This is a genomic window from Solirhodobacter olei, from assembly GCF_004010155.1.
Lineage (GTDB): Bacteria > Pseudomonadota > Alphaproteobacteria > Rhodobacterales > Rhodobacteraceae > Solirhodobacter > Solirhodobacter olei.
This window is the reverse complement of record NZ_RRYH01000018.1, coordinates 60,781-82,351: the sequence shown is the minus strand read 5'-3', so window position 1 is coordinate 82,351 and position 21,571 is coordinate 60,781. Positions and strand designations below refer to the sequence as shown.

Genomic DNA, 21,571 nt, shown 5'->3' with positions numbered 1-21,571 from the left:
CGTCGCCGGGCGGGTCAGCGCAGCAGGTTGTTCATCAGCCCCATGATGCCGAGGATCTGCAGCGTGTTGGGGTCGACCCGAAGAAGCTGCCCGCCGGAGACGACATAGACCGTCCCGTCCGGGGGCGGCGGCAGGCGGTAGCGGCGGTAGTCCTGGATGATGACGTAGTTGTTGCGGCCGATCCGGTCGCCCTCGTGCCAGCGGTGATATTCCCGCTCGCGGCTGTAGTAATCGTGATGGCGCTCTTTCTTGGCGAGGCCGGGCGGCATGCAGCCGTTGTGCTTGGCAGCAAGACCGGGCGGGCAGCCGCCACGGTCCGCCAGGGCGGGGCCGGCGAGGGCGAGCGTGCCGAGGCCGAGCACGGCGGCGGCGGCCAGAGCGAAGGGTTTACCGTGTCCCATGACGTCTCCTCACAGTCTTTGAGACTTACATAGGAATCCGCGCGGCCGGCGTCTGCCCCATCGTGCGGAGATCGGCAGGACCCTGCCGTTTCGAACGGAATTCCGCCGATCCGCGTTACAATCCGGGCGTCGGCCGCTCGCTCGTTGGCCGTTCGGGCCGGGGGTCAGATGCCGTCGCCGACGAAGGCCTTCTCGACCACGTATTCCTTCGGGTCGGAATTGGCGCCCTCTGTCAGGCCGAAGCCTTCGAGCACGGTCTTGACGTCTTGGTTGAAGGCGAGCGAGCCGCAGACCATGGCGCGGTCGGTGGCCGGGTCCATCGGCGCAATGCCGAGGTCGGCGAAGACCTTGCCGTTCTGCAGGTTGTCGGTAATGCGGCCCATGTAGGCGCTCTCTTCCCGCGTCGTGGTCGGGTAGTAGAGCAGCTTGCCCTCGACCATCTCGCCGATCAGGGGATCGTTCTTGAGGCCTTCCACCAGCTGGCGGCCGTATTCCAGCTCGTCGGCGGTGCGGCAGGTGTGCATCATCACGACCTGCTCGTATTTCTCGTAGGTCTCCGGGTCGCGCATGAGCGAGGCGAAGGGCGCGATGCCGGTACCGGTGGCGAGGAACCAGATCCGCTTTCCGGGCAAGAGCGCGTCAAGCACCAGCGTACCCACCGGCTTCGGGCGCAGGATGATCTCCTGCCCCGGCTGGATGTGCTGGAGCTTCGAGGTCAGCGGCCCGTCGGGGACCTTGATGGAGTAGAATTCCAGCTCTTCGTCCCAGGAGGGGGAGGCGATGGAATAGGCGCGCAGCAGAGGTTTGCCGTTGTCGCCCAGAAGCCCGATCATCACGAATTCGCCAGAGCGGAAGCGGAGCGACTGCGGGCGCGTCACACGGAACGAGAACAGCCGATCGGTCCAGTGGCGGACCTCGGTCACGGTCTGTGCGTCGGGGAGCGTGCGCACGGTTGCTTTGGCGGTCTGATCCATCGGCGTTTGATCTGTCATGTCGGCGCTTTCGTGACAAGGCCTGCGCCAATCTAGCGCAGGGTTCGTTTGTATGCAAATGAGTTTGGGCGGGGCTCAGGCCCGAAGGCGGGCGCGGTAGTCATGCGCCTGCCAGTCGGCGCGGAAGAGCCATTGCTCCTCCGGCTGGCGGGCGGCGAGCTCCTCGGAGATCTCGACCTCGTCGAACCCCGCGCGGCGGGCCATGGCGTACTGGTCGGCGATCACGTGACCGGCGGCGCGCAGGCGGCCGGCATAGCCCATCAGCCGCAGGCGGCGGGCGAGGGTGAAGCCGCGGCCGTCGGCGAAGCTCGGGAAGGCGATGCGGATCAGGCTGAGCCCGTCGAGCTGGCCGGCGAGGGGCGCGAGATCGGCATCCGGGCCGAGGTCGAGCGCCTCGGCGCCGGCAAGCGCCTCCGGCGCCGCGAAGGCGCCGGAGAAATCCTCGGGGGCGAAGCCGTGGTCGGTGACGATGATGCTCATGCGGCGCTCTCCTCGCTGCCGGTGCCGGAGGACCCGCCGCGCACGAGGCGGCCACCGACGAAATGGATGCCGCATTCCTCCTTGTCGCGGCCGCGCCAGCGGCCGGCGCGGGGATCCTCGCCGGGCTTCACGGGCGTGGTGCAGGGGGCGCAGCCGATGGAGGGGAAGCCCTTGGCGACCAGCGGGTGGCGCGGCAGGCGGTTCTCCACGATGTAGCTTTGCAGGTCGTCACGGTCCCACATGGCGAGCGGGTTGACCTTTATGCGGCCGGCGTCGTCGGTCTCGAAGAAGTCGATCTCGGTCCGCGACTGGCCCTGGTAGCGTTTGCGGCCGTTGATCCAGGCGTCGAAGCCGCCGAGCGCGCGTTCCAGCGGTTCGGTCTTGCGCAGCGCGCAGCAGGCGTCGGGGTCCGTCTGGTGCAGGATGTTGTCGACGTCGCGCGCCAGCACCGCCACCGGATCGGGGCGGATGATGCGGATCTCGGCGAGGCCGAGCTGCTCGGCGACCTCGGCCTGGTAGGCCAGGGTTTCCTCGAACAGCATCCGCGTGTCGACGAAGACCACCGGCACGGTGCGGTCGACCTGCGCGACCAGGTGCAGGAGCACCACCGATTCCGCGCCGAAGGAGGAGACCATCGCGATGCGGCCGACGAGCGGGTCGCGCAGCGCGTGGGCCAGCACGTCGGGCGCCGAATGGTGGCGGGTGCGGGCGTTCAGCTCGGCGACGCGTTCGGCGGCCGAGGGCAGGGGAGCTTCAAGCGGCATTTCTATTCCCTTCTTCGGGGTAGAGCGCGGCCTTGAACGGGGCGGGGCCGAGGCGGCGGAAGGCCGCGAGGAAGGTTTCGGCCGGCTCCAGCCGGGTTTCGAGATAGGCGGAGATCAGGCGCTCGATGGCGGGGACGACCTCGTCATAGGCAAAGCCGGGGCCGGCCTTCTCGCCGATGGAGGCGGTCTCGGTTCCGTCGCCGCCGAGTGTGATCTGGTAGTTCTCCACCCCCGCGCGGTCGAGGCCGAGGATGCCGATATGGCCGACGTGGTGGTGGCCGCAGGCGTTGATGCAGCCGGAGATCTTGATCTTCATCGGGCCGATCTCGTGTTCGAGGTCGAGCTCCTTGAAGCGCTCGGCGATCTGGGTCGCGATCGGGATGGAGCGCGCGGTGGCGAGCGAGCAGTAATCCATCCCCGGGCAGGCTATGATGTCGGAGATCAGGCCCACGTTGGCGGTGGCGAGGCCCGCGGCCTTCAGCGCCGCATGGACCGCCGGCAGGTCGCCTTTGTGGACATGGGGCAGGATCACGTTCTGCTCGTGGCTGATGCGCAGCTCGTCATGGCCGTAGGTCTCGGCGAGCTCGGCCAGCACCCGCATCTGCGCCGAGCTGGCGTCGCCCGGCGTCGCGCCATGGGCCTTCAGCGAGACGGTGACGATGGCGTAATCGGCGTTCCTGTGGCGGGCGAGGTTGGTGTCGGCCCAGGCGCGGTAGGCCGGGTCCCTGGCCTGCGCCGCGTAATGCGCGTCCGTCGGCGCGGTCTTGAAGGCCGGCGGCGCGAAGGCGGCGCGGATCTCTTCCAGAAGCGCCTGGTCGGCGCCGGAGAAGCTGCCGCGGATCTCCTCGAACCGCTCCTCGATCATCCTGGAAAGTTCTTCCTTTCCGGTTTCGTGCAGCGTGATCTTGATGCGGGCCTTGAACTTGTTGTCGCGCCGGCCGAGGAGGTTGTAGACGCTCAGGACCGCCTCGACATAGGGCAGCAGGTCGGCTTCCGGCAGGAACTCCCGCACGGTCTGGCCGATCAGCGGCGTGCGGCCGAGCCCGCCGCCGACGATGACCTCGAAGCCCGGCTCTCCGGCGGCGTTGGTGACCATGCGCAGTCCGATGTCATGCGCCTTGGTCACGGCGCGGTCATTGGGCGCGCCGGTGATGGCGATCTTGAACTTGCGCGGCAGGAACTGGAATTCCGGGTGGTCGGTGGACCATTGCCGCAGCAGTTCCGCGTAGGGCCTCGGGTCGGCGATCTCGTCGGCGGCGGCGCCGGCGAAATGGTCCGCCGTCACGTTGCGGACGGTGTTGCCGGAGGTCTGGATCGCGTGCATCTCGACATCGGCCAGCGCGCCGAGGATGGCGGGCACGTCGGAGAGCTTCGGCCAGTTGTACTGGATGTTCTGGCGCGTGGTGAAATGGCCGTAGCCCTTGTCCCAGGTGTCGGCGATATGGGCGAGCTGGCGCATCTTGCGGCTGTCCAGCGTCCCGTAGGGGATCGCCACCCTAAGCATATAGGCGTGAAGCTGCAGGTAGAGCCCGTTCATCAGGCGCAGCGGCTTGAACTCGTCCTCGGTCAGCGAGCCGTCGATGCGGCGGGCGACCTGCTGCGAGAACTGGGCGACGCGGGTGCGGACGAAGGCCTCGTCGAAGTCGTTGTATTTATACATGGGGGCCGTCCTTCGGGGTCTTGGCCTGCTTGCCGTGGGCGTAGTTCGAGGGGCCGCGGGTGCGGAACGTCTCGCGGAAATGCGTGGGCTCGGGGCCGTTGGGGCCGGCCTTGGCATCGGCCAGGTAGGCGCCGACGACGAGGAGATGCTGCGCCTGGGCGCTGAGCAGGCGCATCTGGGCGTGGGCCTCGTCCTCGATCAGTTCGGCCTCGTGGTGGTGGCGGGACCAGCGGTCGTCTTCGGTCAGGTAGACGACGTCGCCCTCGATCAGGGCGTTGGCGGTGACGACTTTCGGGGTGAAGCGGCGGCTCATGACAGGGCTTCCTTCAGGTCTTCGAGACGGGCCTCTGCCGCGCGGGGCGCGAGGCCGTAAAGCAGGACGGCGGGGCCTTCGAGGCTTGCGGTCACCTCGGGCAGGCGGGAGAGCGTGGTGCCGAGACAGCGCTGGTCGGGGCGGGAGGCGTTCTCGACCACGGTCACCGGGGTCTCGGGGGCGGCGCCATGCATCATCAGGCGGCCCTGCAGGAAGCGGGCGGCCTTCTTGCCCATGTAGATCGCGGCGACGGCGCCGGGGGCGGCCAGGCCGCGCCAGTCCTGTTCGGCGAAACCCTTGACGTCGTGCCCGGTCAGCAGGCGCAGCGTGCCGTTGCGGCCGCGACGGGTCAGCGACTGGCCGATGGCGGCGGCGGCGGCCGAGGCGGCGGTGATGCCCGGCACGACCTGCCAGGCGATGCCGGCGGCCTCGAGGGCCTCGATCTCTTCGTCGAGGCGCCCGTAGATGCCGGGATCGCCGGATTTCAGCCGGACGACATGGGCGCCGGCGCGCGCGTGTTCGACGATCAGCGCGTCGATCTCGGCCTGCGGGGTGGAGGGGCCGAAGCCGGTCTTGCCGACATCGAGGATCAGGGCCTCGCGGCGGGCAAGTTCGAGGATCTCCGGGGCGACGAGGCGGTCGTGGATCACCACGTCGGCGCGGTCCAGTGCGCGGCGGGCCTTCAGCGTCAGAAGCTCGGGGTCGCCGGGGCCGGCGCCGACGAGATCGACCCGGCCGGGGGCTGCTGCGGCGGCGAGGTGGCGGGCGAGGAGGGCGTGCAGCGCCGCTTCGGCGGCCGCTTCGCCGCCCTCGGCATAGGCAGCGGGGCCGGCGGTGTCGTAGTATTCCGCCCAGAAGGCGCGGCGAGCGCGGCCCTGGGGCAGGGCCTCGGCCTCGGTCCGGAAGGACTTGCCGATGCGGGCGAGGGGGCCGGTCAGCGGCGAGAGCGCCGCCTCGACCTGCGCCTTGATCGCGCGGGCGAGGACCGGGGCCGCGCCCTCGGTGCCGATGGCGACGGTGACCGGGTCGCGGTCGACGATGGCGGGGGTGATGAAGTCGGAGGCCGCGAGGTTGTCGACGACGTTGACCAGCGCGCCTTCGGCCCGGCCGATGGCGGCGATCCAGGCATCCTCGTCCGTATCCTCGGTCGCGGCATAGACGAGCGCCGCGCCATGGGCGTCTCCATGAGCGAGGGGGCGGCGGTGGAGCGTCAGGCGGCCCGCCTCTGCCAGCGCCGCGATCGCGGGGATGGGCGCGGGGGCGAAGACCTCGATCGCGGCCCGGGTCTTCAGGGCCAGCCGCAGTTTGGCCAGCGCCACCTCTCCGCCGCCGGCGATCAGAACGCGGCGGTCGGCGAGTGAGAGGTAGATGGGGAAGTGGTCCATCGGTGGCGGTCCGGTTGCAGCTGGTTATGGCTGGCAATATAGAATTTTCTTCCGGTTGGTCGCCAGTATCCCTTGCAAATTAGGACATTGGTTTGGATAAGTGGGGGTAAGTAAAACAGCGTTTTGAACCGAGGGAGAATTCGGAATGGTGGCCCGGCTTGACGAGATGGATCGGAAAATCCTTGCCGAGCTGCAGGAGGACGCGAGCCAGTCCCTGGACGAGATCGCCCGCAAGGTGGGGTCTTCGAAGACGCCGGTCTGGAACCGGATCCGCAAGCTGAAGGAGCAGGGGGTGATCACCCGGCAGACCGTGCTTCTGGACGCCGAGGCGCTTGGGCTGGAGGCCTGCTTCTTCGTGCTGATCCGCACCAGCGAGCACGAGGCGGACTGGCAGAAGGCCTTCCTGAAGGTGCTTCAGAACCGGCCCGAGGTGCTGGAGGCGCACCGGCTGGCGGGGGACATCGACTATATTCTGAAGGTCCGGGTGGCCAATGCGCGCGCCTATGACAGCTTTTACCAGGCGCTGATCTCGGAGGTGCGGATCTACAACGTGACCGCGCTTCTTTCGATGGAGGAGATCAAGGCGACGACGATGCTGCCCCTGTGAGGGCAGTGCCGGGGGGGCGGTTTGGTGCGCAATGAATGCGCACCCTACGGGGCGCGCGCGATAATGCGTGACAGCCGCGCATTCTCTGGCATTCTGGGCTGAACCCTGCGCAACGCCCGCCGCAGCGGGAGGAGGAGGTCGGGATGTCCGAGGCCGGTTCGTCTTCCCCCGATCCTGCGCCACGACCGGCGCAGATGTTCCGGGTGCCGCCGCCGCTTCTTTTCCTTCTGGCCTTCGTCATCGGCGTGGGCGCGGAGCGCATCGCGCCATTGGCGTTCGGGTTTCCCGGGCGGGAGGGGCTCGGGCTGCTGATCTGCCTCGCGGGCCTGGCGATCGGGCCCGGTGCGGCGCTGCGCTTCGCGCTGCGCGGGACGACGCTCAACCCGTTCGGCGAGCCGAGCAGCCTGGTGGCGAACGGGATCTACGGCTGGACGCGGAACCCGATGTACCTGGGGATCACGGTGTTTTACCTCGGCGGCGTGCTGCTTCTGGGCGGGCTGTGGCCACTGGTGTTTCTGGTGGTGCCGCTCTGGATTCTCGACCGGGTGGTGATCCCGCATGAGGAGGCGACGATGGGCCGGGTCTTCGGGACGGAATACGCGGCCTATTGCACGCGGGTGCGGCGCTGGCTGTGACCGCGGGGCATGGCGTCCGTTGCGCGATGATTGCGCAGCCTAGGGCGTAACGCCGGCTGTCGCGCCGGTGCTGTGAAGGATCTTGGCGGACTGGCGGACCAGCGCGGCGAGCTGGCTGAGCTGGGGGGCCAGCGGGCTTGTCTTTCGCCAGATCATCCCGATCGTGCGCGTCGGCCGCGGCTTCGGAAAGCGGGCGACGGAAACGGCGGCGGAGCGGGTTTCCACCGGCACGGCCATCTCGGGGATCAGCGTCACGCCGATGCCCGCGCCGACCATCTGCACCAGCGTTGAGAGCGAGCTTCCGTCCAGAAGCTCTCTCGGCATCGCGCTTTGCATGTTGCAGAAGGAGAGCGCCTGGTCGCGGAAGCAATGCCCCTCCTCCAGCAGCAGAAGCCGCATCTCGCGCAGGCGCTCGCGGTCGGGCACGGGGAGCGCGGCATCAGCGCTGGTGCGGACGAGGACGAAATCCTCGGAGAACAGGGGGGTTTCGGTCAGGGTCGGCTCGGATATCGGGAGCGCCACGATGGCCGTGTCGAGCCGACCCTCGGCCAGCTCGCCCAGAAGCCGGCCGGTCAGCGTCTCGCGCAGGTGAAGATCGAGGCCGGGGTAGATCCGCGTCAGCTCTGCGATGATCGTGGGCAGCAGGTAGGGCGCCACCGTCGGGATCACCCCCAGCCGCAGCCGGCCGGAGAGCCGGTCCTGCGCGGCGCGGCCGAGATCGCCGAGTTCGTCGACCGAGCGCAGAATCTCGCCGACCCGCAGCGCCACCTCCTCGCCGAAGCCGGTCAGCCGCAGCTGGCGGGCGGAGCGCTCGAAGAGCGGCGTGCCGAGCGCGGCCTCCAACTCCTTGATCTGCATCGACAAGGCGGGCTGGGAGATGGCGCAGGTCTCCGCCGCGCGGCCGAAGTGGCGGTGGCGGGCGAGGGCCTCGAAATACCTCAGCTGCTTCAGGGTGAGGTTGTTCATAACTTCACCTTATCGGGACGATCAGGAAATCGAACTTAAACTAATCGTGGGGCTTTGATAAGAGAGGGGAGACGAGCCCGGGAGGAGCCCGTGCCGCAGCCTTGCCGCGGCCCGAGGAGGCGCTTCCTGATCGAACCAACCACGAGCCAGGATCGGAGAATCATATGGATGGAAACGACGTGAAGGGCGGCAGCTGCCCGGTGGTTCATGCGCATGTGACGCAGGGTGCCAATTCGAACCGGAACTGGTGGCCGAACCAGCTGAACCTGAAGATCCTGCACCAGCATTCCAAGGCCGCCGACCCGATGGGCGAGGGCTTCGACTATGCCAAGGCGTTCAAGGCGCTCGACCTGAAGGCGCTGAAGGCCGATATCGTGGCGCTTCTGACCGACAGCCAGGAGTGGTGGCCGGCGGATTTCGGCAACTATGGCCCGCTTTTCATCCGCATGGCCTGGCACTCCGCCGGGACCTACCGCACCGGCGACGGCCGCGGGGGCGCGGGCGCGGGTCAGCAGCGCTTCGCGCCGCTGAACTCCTGGCCGGACAACGTGAACCTCGACAAGGCGCGGCGTCTGCTGTGGCCGATCAAGCAGAAATACGGCGACGCGATCTCCTGGGCGGACCTGATGATCCTGGCCGGGAACTGCGCGCTGGAATCGATGGGCTTCAAGACCTTCGGCTTCGGCGGTGGACGCGTCGACACCTGGGAGCCGGAGGAAGACGTCTACTGGGGCGGCGAGACCGAATGGCTGGCCGACAAGCGCTACAGCGGCGACCGCGACCTGGAGAACCCGCTTGCCGCCGTGCAGATGGGCCTGATCTACGTGAACCCCGAGGGGCCGAACGGCGAACCCGACCCGGTGAAGGCGGCCGTCGACATCCGCGAGACCTTCGCGCGCATGGCGATGGACGATTACGAGACGGTGGCGCTGATCGCGGGCGGCCACACCTTCGGCAAGACCCATGGCGCGGGCGATGCCGCGCTGGTCGGGCCGGAACCGGAAGCCGCGCCGATCGAGGCGATGGGCCTCGGCTGGAAGAGCGCCTTCAAGTCGGGCAAGGGGCCGGACCAGATCGGCTCGGGCCTCGAGGTGACCTGGACCGAGACGCCGACGAAGTGGTCCAACAACTTCTTCCACAACCTCTTCGAATATGACTACGAGCTGACCAAGAGCCCGGCGGGCGCAAATCAGTGGGTCGCCAAGGGCGACGCGAAGACCATCCCCGATGCCTATGACGGGTCGAAGAAGCACCGCCCGACGATGCTGACCACCGACCTCTCGCTGCGGTTCGATCCGGAGTACGAGAAGATCTCGCGGCATTTCTACGAGAACCCGGAGGAATTCGCCGATGCCTTCGCGCGGGCCTGGTTCAAGCTGACCCACCGCGACATGGGGCCGAAGGCGCGCTACCTGGGCGCCGAGGTGCCGGCCGAGGACCTGATCTGGCAGGATCCGATCCCCGCCGCCGACCATCCGCTGGTCGATGCCGGTGACATCAAGGCGCTGAAGGCGAAGGTGCTGGCATCTGGCCTTTCGGTGAGCGAGCTGGTGTCGGTCGCCTGGGCCTCGGCCTCGACCTTCCGCGGGTCGGACAAGCGCGGCGGCGCCAATGGCGCGCGGATCCGGCTTGCGCCGCAGAAGGACTGGGCGGCGAACCAGCCCGAGCAGCTGGCAAAGGTGCTGGGCGCGCTGGAGAAGATCCAGGCCGAGTTCAACGCCGGGGCCAAGGGCGGCAAGAAAGTCTCGCTGGCCGACCTGATCGTGCTGGCCGGCGGCGCGGCGGTCGAAGAGGCGGCGAAGGCCGCGGGCCATGCGGTCGAGGTGCCGTTCCGCCCGGGCCGGACCGATGCCAGCGCCGAGCAGACCGACGTCGAGGCCTTCGGCGTGCTTGAGCCGGTGGCCGACGGCTTCCGCAACTACCTCAAGACCAAGTACAGCGTTTCGGCCGAGGAGATGCTGATCGACAAGGCACAGCTTCTGACGCTGAGCGCGCCGGAGATGACGGTGCTGGTCGGCGGTCTTCGCGTGCTGGGCGCGACGGTGGGTGGCGCGAAGCACGGGGTCTTCACCGACCGGCCGGGCGTTCTGTCGACCGACTTCTTCGTCAACCTGCTCGACATGGGGACGGAATGGGCGCCGAAGGACGGCGAGGACCTGTTCGAGGGCCGCGACCGCAAGAGCGGGGCGGTGAAATGGACCGGGACGCGGGTGGATCTGGTCTTCGGCTCCAACTCGCAGCTGCGGGCGCTGTCGGAGGTCTATGGCACCAAGGCCGCCGGGGCGAAGTTCGTGGGTGACTTCGTGAAGGCCTGGGTGAAGGTCATGGAGCTCGACCGCTTCGACCTCGCCTGAGGGCGTGCGACCCCGGGGGACCGGGGGTGAGATGAGGGCGGCGTTCCGGCGGAGGCCGGGGCGCCGCCTTTTTCGTTTTGGGGCGAGGATTTGCGGTGCGCAATGAATGCGCACCCTACGCGGTGAGGCGGGCGGGGACCGTCCGCGAGTGGGCGCTGGCTGAGGCGCGGGTCTGTCCGTTTATGGCTTAACCACCCCCTTCGGTTTGCCGGGGCGGCGGACTCACCAATGGCGCCCGCCCTCGGGGGCGGACGGGCGCTGGCCCGGCGGCACTCCGTGCCGCTGTTTCGGGCCGGGGGCGTGTTGGTTGGAAGGGCTGCCCCTCAGTAGCCGCGCCAGATCCAGCCGCCGCCGAGCACGCGGCTCGAGTCGGGGGCGTAGAACACGCAGGCCTGGCCGGGGCTGACGCCCTCTTCCGGGGTCAGGAGTTCCACCTTGGCCTCGGTCGCCGAGATTGGCCGCAGGATCGCCGGGCGCGGCGGGCGGGTGGACCGCACGCGAACCTCCATATGCCATTCCGGCGCCGAGGTGAGCGGCGCGTCGCCCAGCCAGTTCAGCTCGCGCACCGGGACCACGCGGGTCTCCAGCGCTTCTTTCGGGCCGACGACGACGCGGCGGCTTTCCGGGTCGAGCTTCACCACGTAGAGCGGCTCGGCCAGCCCGCCGATGCCGAGGCCGCGGCGCTGGCCGATGGTGTAGTGGATCACGCCGCGATGCTCGCCCAGCACCCGGCCCTCCATGTCGACGATCTCGCCCGGGTCGGCGGCGCCGGGGCGCAGCTTCTCGATCACCGAGGCGTAGTTGCCGTCGGGGACGAAGCAGATGTCCTGGCTGTCGGGCTTGTCGGCGACGGGCAGGCCGTAGCGGGCGGCGAGCGCGCGCGTCTCGGCCTTCGAGCCGAGGTGGCCCAGCGGGAAACGCAGGTAGGAGAGCTGCTCGGCCGTGGTCGAGAACAGGAAATAGCTCTGGTCGCGGGCGGCATCGGCGGCGCGGTGCAGTTCCGGCCCCTCGGCGCCCATCTTGCGCTGGATGTAATGGCCGGTGGCCATGCAGTCGGCCTCCAGCTCGCGCGCGGTCGCCATCAGGTCCTTGAACTTCACCCGCTCGTTGCAGCGGATGCAGGGAACCGGGGTCGCGCCGGCGAGATAGGCATCGGCGAACTCGTCGATCACCGCGTCGCGGAAGATATTCTCGTAATCGAGCACGTAATGCGGGAAGCCCATCGTCTCCGCCACCCGGCGGGCGTCGTGGATGTCGCGGCCGGCGCAGCAGGCGCCCTTCTTGGCCAGCGCCGCGCCGTGGTCGTAGAGCTGCAGCGTGACGCCGACGACGTCATAGCCCTCCTCGGCCAGCATCGCGGCCACGACCGAGCTGTCGACGCCGCCCGACATGGCGACGACGACGCGCGTCTCTGCCGGGGGTTTGGCGAAGCCGAGCGAATTGAGGGGCGTGGGGCGGTCGAGGGCCATGGCATCCGGGCCTTGCTGGGAAAGCCGAAGAGATAGGGAAAATACGAGCTAGTCTCAAGCCCCGCGTTTCACCGCCTTTTAAGGCTCGGCGGCAACACTGCCGCGAACGGGACCGAGGAGCCTTGGGCGGATGTATCTCAAACGTGTCGATGGACCACGCCAGGTGACCCTGCCGGATGGCCGGATCCTCAGCCGCGCGGACCTGCCGCCGGCGGAGACCCGCCGCTGGGTGGCCAGCCGCAAGGCCACGGTGGTGGAGGCTGTCGCCTTCGGCCTGATCGGACGGCCCGAGGCGCTGAAGCGCTATGGCCTGTCCGACGAGGAGTTCGACAGCTGGTGCCGCGCGGTCAGCGAACATGGGGTTTCGGCCCTGAAGGTGACTTTGATTCAAAAATTCCGTCAACTTTAGATTGTATTTTGTCTCCGCGTCGCCACAGTAACGGTAGGTTAACCAATGGGAGGCAGTCTGGTTAACCGACAAGAGGCCGTTGTGGAGTGGAAGGCATGCGTATCCTGCTGGTTGAAGACGATCCGGCCACGTCGCGCAGCATCGAATTGATGCTGACCCATGCAAATCTCAACGTCTACTGCACCGATCTGGGGGAGGAGGGCATCGATCTTGCCCGGCTCTACGATTACGACCTGATCCTGCTGGACCTGAACCTGCCCGACATGAACGGGCACGAGGTGCTGCGGCAGCTCAGGATGTCGCGGGTCAACACGCCGATCCTCATCCTCTCCGGCTCTGACGATACCGAGAACAAGATCAAGGGCTTCGGCTTCGGCGCGGACGATTACCTCACCAAGCCCTTCCACCGCGAGGAGCTGGTGGCGCGCATCCACGCGATCATCCGCCGTTCCAAGGGGCATTCGCAATCGGTGATCCATACCGGGAAGGTCGCCGTGAACCTCGACGCCAAGTCGGTGGAGGTCGACGGGCGGACTGTCCATCTGACCGGCAAGGAATATCAGATGCTGGAGCTTCTGAGCCTGCGCAAGGGGACGACGCTGACCAAGGAGATGTTTCTCAACCACCTTTACGGCGGGATGGACGAGCCGGAGCTGAAGATCATCGACGTCTTCATCTGCAAGTTGCGCAAGAAGCTGGCCGAGGCGACGGGGGGCGAGAATTACATCGATACCGTCTGGGGGCGCGGCTACGTGCTGCGCGACCCGCAGCCAGCCGCGCGCGCGGCCGTCGGGGCCTGACGGGCGGGGGCCGGAGGCGGGCCCTTGCGAGGCGGGCAGGCCGGGGGCGCTGCCCCCGGACCCGCGGGATATTTCCGGACAGAAAATGGGGGAGGGCGCGTGGGCCGGGGCAGGGCCGGTGGCGCCCGGGGCGCGTTGGATCTGACCTGCGGCGGCGTCGTGCGTCGGGGTGGCCGATGGCGCCGGAGCTGGGCCGCCTGACGATTCGTGACACCGCCAGGCAGCGCCCCGGTTTCGAAGCGGGACCGGCCCGGCCGCTTGGGAGTGGGTGTATGCAATCCTGACATCTGGACCCTGCCGGTGACGCCGCCTATCACAAGGGGAGGAACCCTGGTGGAGGCGGAAGATGGGCGGCAGCGCGGTCGGAGCGGAGGCGAAGCCCGTCGGAGACCTTACCGAGGCCGAGGCGCGGGCGGAGCTGGAGCGGCTCGCGGGCGTCCTCGGCGCGGCGAACGTGGCCTATCACACGCTCGATGCGCCGGAGATCTCCGATGCCGAATATGACGCGCTGAAGCAGCGGAACGCCGGGATCGAGGCGCGGTTTCCGGCGTTGAAGCGGGAAGACAGCCCCTCCGAGCAGGTGGGCGGCGCGCTGGCGGAGGGGTTCGGCAAGGTCCGGCACGCGGTTCGGATGCTGAGCCTGGAGAACGGGTTCTCGGAAGAGGATATCCGGGATTTCGATGACCGGGTGCGCAAGTACCTCGGGCTCGCGGCGAAGGCGGAGCTGATGTTCACCGCCGAGCCGAAGATCGACGGGCTTTCCCTGTCGCTGCGCTACGAGGGCGGAAGGCTGGTGCAGGCCGCCACGCGGGGCGATGGCGAGGTGGGCGAGAACGTCACCGAGAACGCCCGCACCATTGCCGATATCCCGCGGGAGATCCCGGGCGCGCCGGAGGTGCTGGAGGTCCGCGGCGAGGTCTACATGGCCCACGAGGATTTCGCGGCGCTGAACGCCCGGCAGGCGGAAGCGGGGGGCAAGAGCTTCGCCAATCCGAGGAATGCCGCCGCCGGTTCGCTGCGCCAGCTCGACGCCGAAATCACGCGGGCGCGGCCGCTGAAGTTCTTCGCCTATGCCTGGGGCGAGCTGACCGAGCCGCTGGCCGAGACGCAGATGGGCGCGATCGGGCGGCTCGGGTCCTTCGGCTTCGTCACCAATCCGCTGACGCGGCTCTGCGACGGGCCGGACGAGATGCTCGCGACCTACCGGGAGATCGAGGCCTCGCGCGCCTCGCTGGGCTATGATATCGACGGGGTGGTCTACAAGGTCGACGACCTCGCGCTGCAGCGGCGGCTGGGGTTCCGGTCCACCACCCCGCGCTGGGCGATCGCGCACAAGTTTCCGGCCGAGCTGGCCTGGACGCGGCTGGAGGCGATCGACATCCAGGTGGGGCGGACGGGCGCGCTTTCCCCCGTCGCGCGGCTGCTGCCGGTCACGGTCGGGGGCGTCGTCGTCTCCAACGCGACGCTGCACAACGAGGATTACATCGCCGGGCGCAACGCGCGGGGCGAGGAGATCCGCGGCGGCAAGGATATCCGCGAGGGCGACTGGGTGCAGGTCTACCGCGCGGGGGACGTGATCCCCAAGATCGCCGATGTGGACCTGTCGCGCCGGCCGGAGGGGGCGAAGCCTTACGTCTTCCCGCAGACCTGCCCAGATTGCGGGTCCGAGGCGATCCGCGAGGAGGGTGACGCGGTGCGCCGCTGTACCGGCGGGCTGATCTGTCCGGCGCAGGCGGTGGAGCGGCTGAAGCATTTCGTCTCGCGCGCGGCCTTCGATATCGAGGGGCTGGGGGCGAAGCAGGTCGAGGCCTTCTTCAACGACGAGGTGCTGCCGATCAGGGAACCCGCGGATATCTTCACCCTGGCGGCGCGCGACCGGTCAAACCCGTTGCAGAAGCTGAAGAACAAGGAGGGCTGGGGGGAGACCTCTGCCGCCAACCTCTTCCGCGCCATCGAGGAGAAGCGGCGCATTCCGCTGAACCGGGTGATCTTCGCGCTGGGCATCCGCCATGTCGGCGAGGTCGCGGCGCAGGACCTTGCCCGCCACTATGGCACCTGGGAGGCGCTAACCGCGGCGATCGACGCGGCCCGCCCGGCCGAGGCCCGGCATGGGCAGGCGGAGGCGGCGGTTCTGGCCGAGCGGCAGGCGGCCGCCGAGGAGGGCCGCCGCGCGCGGGTCACCGAGACACGGACTGCCGTCTGGGAGGCGGACCCGGTGCTGCCGGCAGCCTCGGTCGAAGCGTGGAACGAGCTGATCGGGATCGACGGGATCGGGGCGGTGCTCGCGGTCTCTCTCGTCTCGGCGTTCCATCAGGAGGCGGAGCGGGCCTCCATCGACCGGCTGGTCGCGGAACTGGAGATCGAGCCGGTGGTGGCGCGCGGCGCGGTGGAGAGCCCGGTGGCGGGCAAGACGCTCGTCTTCACCGGGACGCTGGAGAAGATGACGCGGGCCGAGGCCAAGGCCCGGGCGGAGGCGCTGGGCGCCAAGGTTGCGGGCTCCGTCTCGGCCAAGACGGACCTGCTGATCGCGGGACCGGGGGCGGGGTCGAAGGCGACGAAGGCCGCGGATCTGGGCGTCGAGGTCATCGACGAGGATGCCTGGCTCGCCCTGATCGGCGAGGCGTGATGGCGGGGCGGCCGGAGATCCTGTTTCCGCTCTTCGCGAGCCTGGAAACGCTGCCCGGCGTCGGCAAGAAGACGGCCGAGGCGCTGGCCGCGATCGAGATCGAGCGGCCACGGGACCTGATCCTGACGCTGCCCTATGCGGGGGTGGACCGGGCGCGGAAGGCGTCCGTCCGCGACGTGGTGCCGCCCTGCGTCGCGACTGTCGAGGTCGAGGTCGCGGCGCATTTCCCGCCGCGCACGAAGGGACGACCCTATCGCGTGGCGGTGCGGGACGAGAAGGTGGAATTCCAGCTGGTCTTCTTCCACGCCAAGGCGGATTACCTGCAGAAGCTTCTGCCGGTCGGACAGCGGCGTGTGGTTTCTGGCAAGCTGGAGCTGTTCGACGGGATTGCGCAGATGGTGCATCCCGATCACGTCCTGCGCCCCGAGGAGGCGGGGGAGCTGCCCGCCTATGAGCCGGTCTATCCGCTGACGGCGGGGGTCAGCCAGAAGGTGATGGCGAAGGCCGTGGCGGGGGCGCTGACGCGGCTGGCGCCGCTGGCCGAGTGGATCGATCCCGCGCTGAAGATGCGCGAGGGCTGGCCGGACTGGGATGCCGCCGTGGCCGCGGCCCATGCGCCGGGATCGGCGGGCGATCTGGCGCCGGCGGCGCCCGCGCGGGCGCGGCTGGCCTATGACGAGCTGATGGCCCATCAGCTGACGCTGGCGCTGGCGCGCGCGGCGGTGCGGCGCGGCAAGGGGCGAGCGAGCGAGGGGACGGGCGCGCTCCAGCGCAAGGTTCTGGCCGCGCTTCCCTACCGCCCGACCGGCGCGCAGGAGCGGGCGCTGGGCGAGATCGCGGGCGACATGGCATCCGGCCTGCGCATGAACCGGCTGCTGCAGGGCGATGTGGGGGCGGGCAAGACGCTTGTCGCCTGTCTTGCGCTGATGATCGCGGTCGAGGCCGGCGGGCAGGGCGCGATGATGGCGCCGACCGAGATCCTCGCCCGCCAGCATCTCGCCAGCCTGCGCCCGATGGCGGAGGCGGCGGGCGTGGTGATGGAAATCCTGACCGGACGCGACAAGGGGGCCGAGCGGGCGGCGAAGCTTGCGGCGCTGGCGCGGGGCGATATCCAGGTGCTGGTGGGCACGCATGCGCTGTTCCAGAAGGACGTGGTGTTTCGCGACCTCAGGCTGGCCGTGGTCGACGAGCAGCATCGCTTTGGCGTCGCCCAGCGGATGGAGCTGGGCGAGAAGGGCCTGGCCGCCGACATGCTGGTGATGACGGCGACGCCGATCCCGCGCAGCCTGAGCTTGGCGCAGTTCGGCGACATGGATGTCTCGGTCCTCGACGAGAAGCCGGCGGGCAGAAAACCGGTAACGACGGCGCTGATCTCTGCCGGGCGCATGGACGAGGTGGTGGCGCATCTGCGCCGCGCCGTGGACGAGGGGCGGCAGGCCTACTGGGTCTGCCCGCTGGTGGGCGAGAGCGAGGTGAGCGACCTTGCCGCCGCCGAGGATCGCTTCACGAAACTGCGCGCGGCCTTGGGGGAAGGGGTGGTGGGGCTGGTCCACGGCCAGCTGCCACCGGCGGAGAAGGATGCCGCGATGGCGCGCTTCGCGGCCGGCGAGACCAAGGTGCTTGTCGCCACCACGGCGATCGAGGTCGGGGTCGATGTGCCCAACGCCTCCATCATGGTGATCGAGCGGGCGGAGACCTTCGGGCTGGCGCAGCTGCACCAGCTCAGGGGGCGCGTGGGGCGGGGCAGTCTGACCTCGACCTGCCTGCTGGTCTACCAGCCGCCGCTCACGGAGGGCGGGCAGCGCCGGCTGCAGGTGCTGCGCGACACCGATGACGGTTTTCGCATCGCCGAGGAGGACCTGGCGATGCGCGGCGCGGGCGATCTGATCGGCACGGCGCAGTCCGGCCTGCCGCGGTTCCGCATCGCGGACCTGGAGCGGCAGGCGGGGCTGATGGCGGTGGCGCAGGCCGATGCGCGCAAGTTGCTGGCCGACGATCCGACGCTGGCCAGCCCGCGCGGGAAGGCGGCGCGGGTGCTTCTTTGGCTGATGGAGCAAGACAGGGCGATCCGGCTGATGGGGGTCGGCTAGGGGCCGCGTTTGCGCGGCGTTAACTTCTTGTTCACATATGTTCTCAAAAAGTTCTTTACTTGATCTCGGTCATGTGAGAACAAAGGGGCAACTCAGCAGGGAGATGCCCGATGATCGCCGAATGGAAATCCGTTCTCGAACGTACCGCCCCCGGGCTTGCGGCCGATGCTGCCGGTGTCGTGGCGCTGGTGGCGATCCTTGTCGTCGGGCTGGCGCTGCCTTCCCTGATCTGATCCTGCCTGCGGTCTCTGCCCGGCGCCTTCGCATCCATCCCCAAGATGCCCCGAGGCCATCCCGCCCCTGGCGCCCGAGACACGCCACTGCCGCCGCCTTCCGTCCGGAAGTGCGGCGGTTTTTTATGGGGTTGGGGAGAGGCGATGAGGAGGGCCGGCGATCGTCCGCAGGGGGGGCGCTGGCGGAGAGGAGGGTCTGTCCGTTTATGGGGTAATGAACCCCTTCGGTTTGCCGGGGCGATGACTCACCAGAAGCGCCCGCTGTTTCGGGCCGAAATTGGGGGGAGGAGGTGCGCAATGAATGCGCACCCTACGGCGGGGGATTAGCCGACCGCGCGTTCGAAGGCGGTCTCGTAAATCTCCGTCAGTTCCGCCAGGGGGGCTTCGGAGCCGCCGATCTTCACTGTCTCGCCGCCGAAGCGGCCGACGGCGGTGATCGGGACACCGGCCCTGCCGGCCGCGACGGTCAGCGCCTCTGCCTGGTCGAAGGAGCAGGAAACGAGGTAACGCGCCTGATCCTCGCCGAAGAGGAAGCCGGTCTCGGCGCTTTCCAGCGTGAGGCCGATCCCCGCCGCCTGCGCCATCTCGAAGGCGGCGAGCACGAGGCCGCCGTCGGAGAGGTCGGTCGCGGCGGTGAAAAGCGCGCGATTGGCCAGCAGGAAGTCGCCGTTGCGGCGCTCGGCGGCGAGGTCGACCGGCGGGGCGTCGCCGTCCTCGCGGTTGAAGACCTCGGCCAGAAGCGCCGACTGGCCGAGGTGGCCCGCCGTCTCGCCGATCAGGAGCGCGATCTCGCCCGCCACGGGGGCGCCGGCGATCAGGTCATCGAGCGTGTTCAGAAGCCCCACGGCGCCGATCGTGGGCGTGGGCAGGATGCCGGTGCCGTCGGTCTCGTTGTAGAGCGAGACGTTGCCGGAGACGATCGGCATGTCGAGCGCGGTGCAGGCCTCGCCGATGCCCTGGATGGCGCCGACGAACTGGCCCATGATCTCGGGCTTCTCGGGGTTGCCGAAATTCAGGTTGTCGGTGGCGGCGAGGGGCCGCGCGCCGCAGGCGACGAGGTTGCGGAAAGCCTCCGCCACCGCCTGGCGGCCGCCCTGAAGCGGGTTCGCCTTCACGTAGCGGGGCGTCACGTCGGAGGTGAAGGCCAGCGCCTTGCCCGAGCCATGCACCCGCACCACACCCGCACCGAGGCCGGGGGCGCGGACGGTATCGGCCATCACCTGGCTGTCGTACTGCTCCCAGACCCAGGACTTGCGGGCGTAGTTCGGGGCGCCGATCAGCGCCTTCAGCCCGTCGACCGGGTCGATCTGGGGCACCGGCTCCATCTCGGCAGGCGCCGGGGTGGGGATCCAGGGCCGGTCGTATTCCGGCGCGGTGGAGGAGAGCTTGGACAGCGGCAGGTCGGCCTTGGTCTCGTTGCCGTGGATGATGAGGAAGCGGTCCTCGGGGATGGTCTCTCCCACGATGGCGAAGTCGAGATCCCATTTGTCGAAGATCGCCTTGGCCTCGGCCTCCTTCTCGGGCCGAAGCACCATGAGCATCCGCTCCTGGCTTTCCGAGAGCATCATCTCGTAGGCGGTCATGCCGCGCTCGCGGCAGGGGACGCGGTCGAGGTCGAGCCGGATGCCCAGGCCCCCCTTGTCGCCCATCTCGACGGCGGAGCAGGTGAGGCCGGCGGCGCCCATGTCCTGGATCGAGATCACGGCGCCGGAGGCCATGAGTTCGAGGCAGGCCTCGAGCAGGCGCTTTTCGGTGAAGGGGTCGCCGACCTGGACGGTGGGGCGCTTCTCCTCGATGGTCTCGTCGAATTCGGCCGAGGCCATGGTGGCGCCGCCGACGCCGTCGCGGCCGGTCTTGGCGCCGAGGTAGACCACGGGCATCGAGGTGCCTGAGGCGGCGGAGTAGAAGATCTTGTCGGCATCGGCGAGGCCGGCCGCGAAGGCGTTGACCAGGCAGTTGCCGTTGTAGGAGCGGTGGAAGCGGACCTCGCCGCCGACGGTCGGCACGCCGAAGGCGTTGCCGTAGGAGCCGACGCCCTCGACCACGCCCTTCACAAGATGTGCGGTCTTCGGATGCGACGGTTCACCGAAGCAGAGCGAGTTCATTGCCGCGATCGGACGCGCGCCCATGGTGAAGACGTCGCGCAGGATGCCGCCGACGCCGGTCGCCGCGCCCTGGTGCGGTTCGATGTAGGAGGGGTGGTTGTGGCTCTCCATCTTGAAGATCACCGCCTGCCCGTCGCCGATGTCGACGACGCCGGCATTCTCGCCCGGGCCGCAGATGACCTGGGGGCCCTTGGTGGGCAGGGTGCGGAGCCATTTCTTGGAGGATTTGTAGGAACAATGCTCGTTCCACATGGCCGAGAAGATGCCGAGCTCGGTGAAGCTCGGCTCGCGGCCGATGATCTCCAGGATGCGGGCGTATTCGTCGGGCTTCAGCCCGTGCGCGGCGATCAGGTCTTCGGTGATCTTCGGCTCTTCCATCCGGCGCTCCCACCTCGTTTGGCGCCTTTTAGGCGGCGGGTGTTTGGGAGGGAAGGGAGAAAGTGCCCGAAACCGACATGTGGCGGCCCTTGCCAGGGGAAGGGCCGACCGGGATCACGCCTCGAGCCGGGGCGCCGCGGTGCTGGAGAACTGCGCCGCGGTGAGCGCGATCTCGATCGTCCGGCCCGGACGGCCGGCGGGGCGCAGCTTCAGCCAGACCTGTGCGGGGCGGAGGCCCAGCCCCGGATGCGGGCGGATGGCGAGGTGGAGAAGCCCGGCCTCGGCCAGGCGCACGTCCTCTACCGTTCCCAGCGTCTGGCCGTCGGCGGAGACCAGCGTGACGCCGATGTGCTTCGCCCGCGCCCAGGCCAGGAAGTCGGCCTGGTCTGTCGCGCTGCCGATGCCGCCGGAGCTGGCGGGGTGGTCGGAAACCGAAGGCGCCCGCGGCGGAAGCGCGATGGGGGGACCCATGTGCGTGATGTTCTTCACTGCCTTGGTCATGAAGCATCCTCTGGTTCGCAGGCGCCAGGACGGGGGTGGGCCAGAAGGCGCTTCTGCGGCCTCGGGCGATCCTTCCCGGTTCGGATCGGTGATGCCTCACGGTTGCGTGATGAATTCGGCGAAAACCGGATACTCATCGCGGCATTGTTGTGGAGGTCTGGAAAAATGCAACCCCTGGGTGTTTTGAGATTTATCCGAAGCCGTGCCCCGATCCGCAGACCGCCCGCCAAAGCGGCAGGCCGGCGCTGCGCTGCGGCAAATTCCGGCAGCCCGGCGCAAAAGCAAAAAAAAGGCCGAGCAAAAGCTCGGCCCAAGTCCAACAGGGAGGTAGAAGGCTTTGAGACAGTGTCAATCAAATCCTTCTGCAGTGCAGTTAGGGTTCCACGGCGCTTGGTTCAAGGGA

Annotated in this window: 19 protein-coding genes; 8 read left to right on the top strand and 11 right to left on the bottom strand. The window is 68.7% G+C overall.

The features are described 5' to 3' along the window. Window positions 1–14 precede the first annotated feature (14 nt). From EIP85_RS13995 to cysG, 7 genes are all read right to left on the bottom strand, one after another. A complete protein-coding gene (locus tag EIP85_RS13995; RefSeq protein WP_127902813.1) occupies window positions 15–401 on the bottom strand; it encodes an RcnB family protein in 387 nt (128 codons plus the stop codon). 164 nt (window positions 402–565) lie between these two features. Next, window positions 566–1,375, bottom strand: a complete 810-nt coding sequence (locus tag EIP85_RS13990; protein ID WP_127902898.1) for a ferredoxin--NADP reductase — start codon at window positions 1,373–1,375, stop codon at window positions 566–568. Between the two features lie 93 nt (window positions 1,376–1,468). Next, on the bottom strand, window positions 1,469–1,873 hold the full coding sequence (locus EIP85_RS13985) for a DUF934 domain-containing protein (protein WP_127902812.1): 405 nt from the start codon (window positions 1,871–1,873) through the stop codon (window positions 1,469–1,471). Next, a complete protein-coding gene (locus EIP85_RS13980; RefSeq protein WP_127902811.1) occupies window positions 1,870–2,637 on the bottom strand; it encodes a phosphoadenylyl-sulfate reductase in 768 nt (255 codons plus the stop codon). Before EIP85_RS13980 ends, EIP85_RS13985 begins: the two co-directional genes overlap by 4 nt. Continuing rightward, on the bottom strand, window positions 2,627–4,297 hold the full coding sequence (locus EIP85_RS13975; RefSeq protein WP_127902810.1) for a nitrite/sulfite reductase: 1,671 nt from the start codon (window positions 4,295–4,297) through the stop codon (window positions 2,627–2,629). Before EIP85_RS13975 ends, EIP85_RS13980 begins: the two co-directional genes overlap by 11 nt. Beyond that, the gene (locus EIP85_RS13970; RefSeq protein WP_127902809.1) at window positions 4,290–4,610 is read right to left on the bottom strand and encodes a DUF2849 domain-containing protein; all 321 of its coding nucleotides are present in this window, start codon (window positions 4,608–4,610) and stop codon (window positions 4,290–4,292) included. The genes EIP85_RS13975 and EIP85_RS13970 overlap by 8 nt, the downstream gene beginning before the upstream one ends. Further along, window positions 4,607–5,995: a siroheme synthase CysG gene (cysG, locus tag EIP85_RS13965; protein WP_127902808.1), complete on the bottom strand. Its 1,389-nt coding sequence runs from the start codon at window positions 5,993–5,995 to the stop codon at window positions 4,607–4,609. Before cysG ends, EIP85_RS13970 begins: the two co-directional genes overlap by 4 nt. Before the next feature lie 145 nt (window positions 5,996–6,140). On the opposite strand from cysG, the gene EIP85_RS13960 reads away from it, so the two are divergent. Next, the gene (locus EIP85_RS13960) at window positions 6,141–6,602 is read left to right on the top strand and encodes an Lrp/AsnC family transcriptional regulator (RefSeq protein ID WP_127902807.1); all 462 of its coding nucleotides are present in this window, start codon (window positions 6,141–6,143) and stop codon (window positions 6,600–6,602) included. 143 nt (window positions 6,603–6,745) lie between these two features. Further along, window positions 6,746–7,237 carry a methyltransferase family protein gene (locus EIP85_RS13955; protein WP_127902806.1) on the top strand — a complete coding sequence of 164 codons (492 nt, stop codon included), beginning with the start codon at window positions 6,746–6,748 and terminating at the stop codon, window positions 7,235–7,237. A gap of 39 nt (window positions 7,238–7,276) precedes the next feature. On the opposite strand, the gene EIP85_RS13950 is transcribed toward EIP85_RS13955, so the two are convergent. Then, a complete protein-coding gene (locus EIP85_RS13950; protein WP_127902805.1) occupies window positions 7,277–8,203 on the bottom strand; it encodes a hydrogen peroxide-inducible genes activator in 927 nt (308 codons plus the stop codon). A gap of 164 nt (window positions 8,204–8,367) precedes the next feature. Between EIP85_RS13950 and katG the strand changes: the two genes are divergently transcribed. After that, window positions 8,368–10,557, top strand: coding sequence for a catalase/peroxidase HPI (gene katG, locus EIP85_RS13945; protein ID WP_127902804.1), 2,190 nt, complete (start codon window positions 8,368–8,370; stop codon window positions 10,555–10,557). A gap of 323 nt (window positions 10,558–10,880) precedes the next feature. On the opposite strand, the gene mnmA is transcribed toward katG, so the two are convergent. Beyond that, the gene (gene mnmA / locus EIP85_RS13940) at window positions 10,881–12,026 is read right to left on the bottom strand and encodes a tRNA 2-thiouridine(34) synthase MnmA (protein WP_127902803.1); all 1,146 of its coding nucleotides are present in this window, start codon (window positions 12,024–12,026) and stop codon (window positions 10,881–10,883) included. A gap of 130 nt (window positions 12,027–12,156) precedes the next feature. Between mnmA and sciP the strand changes: the two genes are divergently transcribed. The 5 genes from sciP (at window position 12,157) to EIP85_RS23410 (ending at window position 18,184) form a co-directional block, all read left to right on the top strand. Then, the gene (gene sciP, locus EIP85_RS13935) at window positions 12,157–12,435 is read left to right on the top strand and encodes a CtrA inhibitor SciP (protein WP_127902802.1); all 279 of its coding nucleotides are present in this window, start codon (window positions 12,157–12,159) and stop codon (window positions 12,433–12,435) included. Window positions 12,436–12,530: 95 nt separating this feature from the next. Next, window positions 12,531–13,235, top strand: a complete 705-nt coding sequence (ctrA, locus tag EIP85_RS13930) for a response regulator transcription factor CtrA (protein ID WP_127902801.1) — start codon at window positions 12,531–12,533, stop codon at window positions 13,233–13,235. A 346-nt stretch (window positions 13,236–13,581) separates the two neighbouring features. Next, window positions 13,582–15,861: an NAD-dependent DNA ligase LigA gene (ligA, locus tag EIP85_RS13925; protein WP_127902800.1), complete on the top strand. Its 2,280-nt coding sequence runs from the start codon at window positions 13,582–13,584 to the stop codon at window positions 15,859–15,861. After that, window positions 15,861–17,951 carry an ATP-dependent DNA helicase RecG gene (recG, locus tag EIP85_RS13920; RefSeq protein ID WP_127902799.1) on the top strand — a complete coding sequence of 697 codons (2,091 nt, stop codon included), beginning with the start codon at window positions 15,861–15,863 and terminating at the stop codon, window positions 17,949–17,951. Before ligA ends, recG begins: the two co-directional genes overlap by 1 nt. Before the next feature lie 110 nt (window positions 17,952–18,061). Continuing rightward, the gene (locus EIP85_RS23410) at window positions 18,062–18,184 is read left to right on the top strand and encodes a hypothetical protein (protein WP_277749305.1); all 123 of its coding nucleotides are present in this window, start codon (window positions 18,062–18,064) and stop codon (window positions 18,182–18,184) included. 323 nt (window positions 18,185–18,507) lie between these two features. On the opposite strand, the gene purL is transcribed toward EIP85_RS23410, so the two are convergent. Further along, complete coding sequence (purL, locus tag EIP85_RS13915; protein WP_127902798.1) at window positions 18,508–20,667, bottom strand: phosphoribosylformylglycinamidine synthase subunit PurL; 2,160 nt, start codon at window positions 20,665–20,667, stop codon at window positions 18,508–18,510. A 114-nt stretch (window positions 20,668–20,781) separates the two neighbouring features. Continuing rightward, window positions 20,782–21,168, bottom strand: coding sequence for a hypothetical protein (locus tag EIP85_RS13910; protein ID WP_127902797.1), 387 nt, complete (start codon window positions 21,166–21,168; stop codon window positions 20,782–20,784). Window positions 21,169–21,571 lie beyond the last annotated feature (403 nt).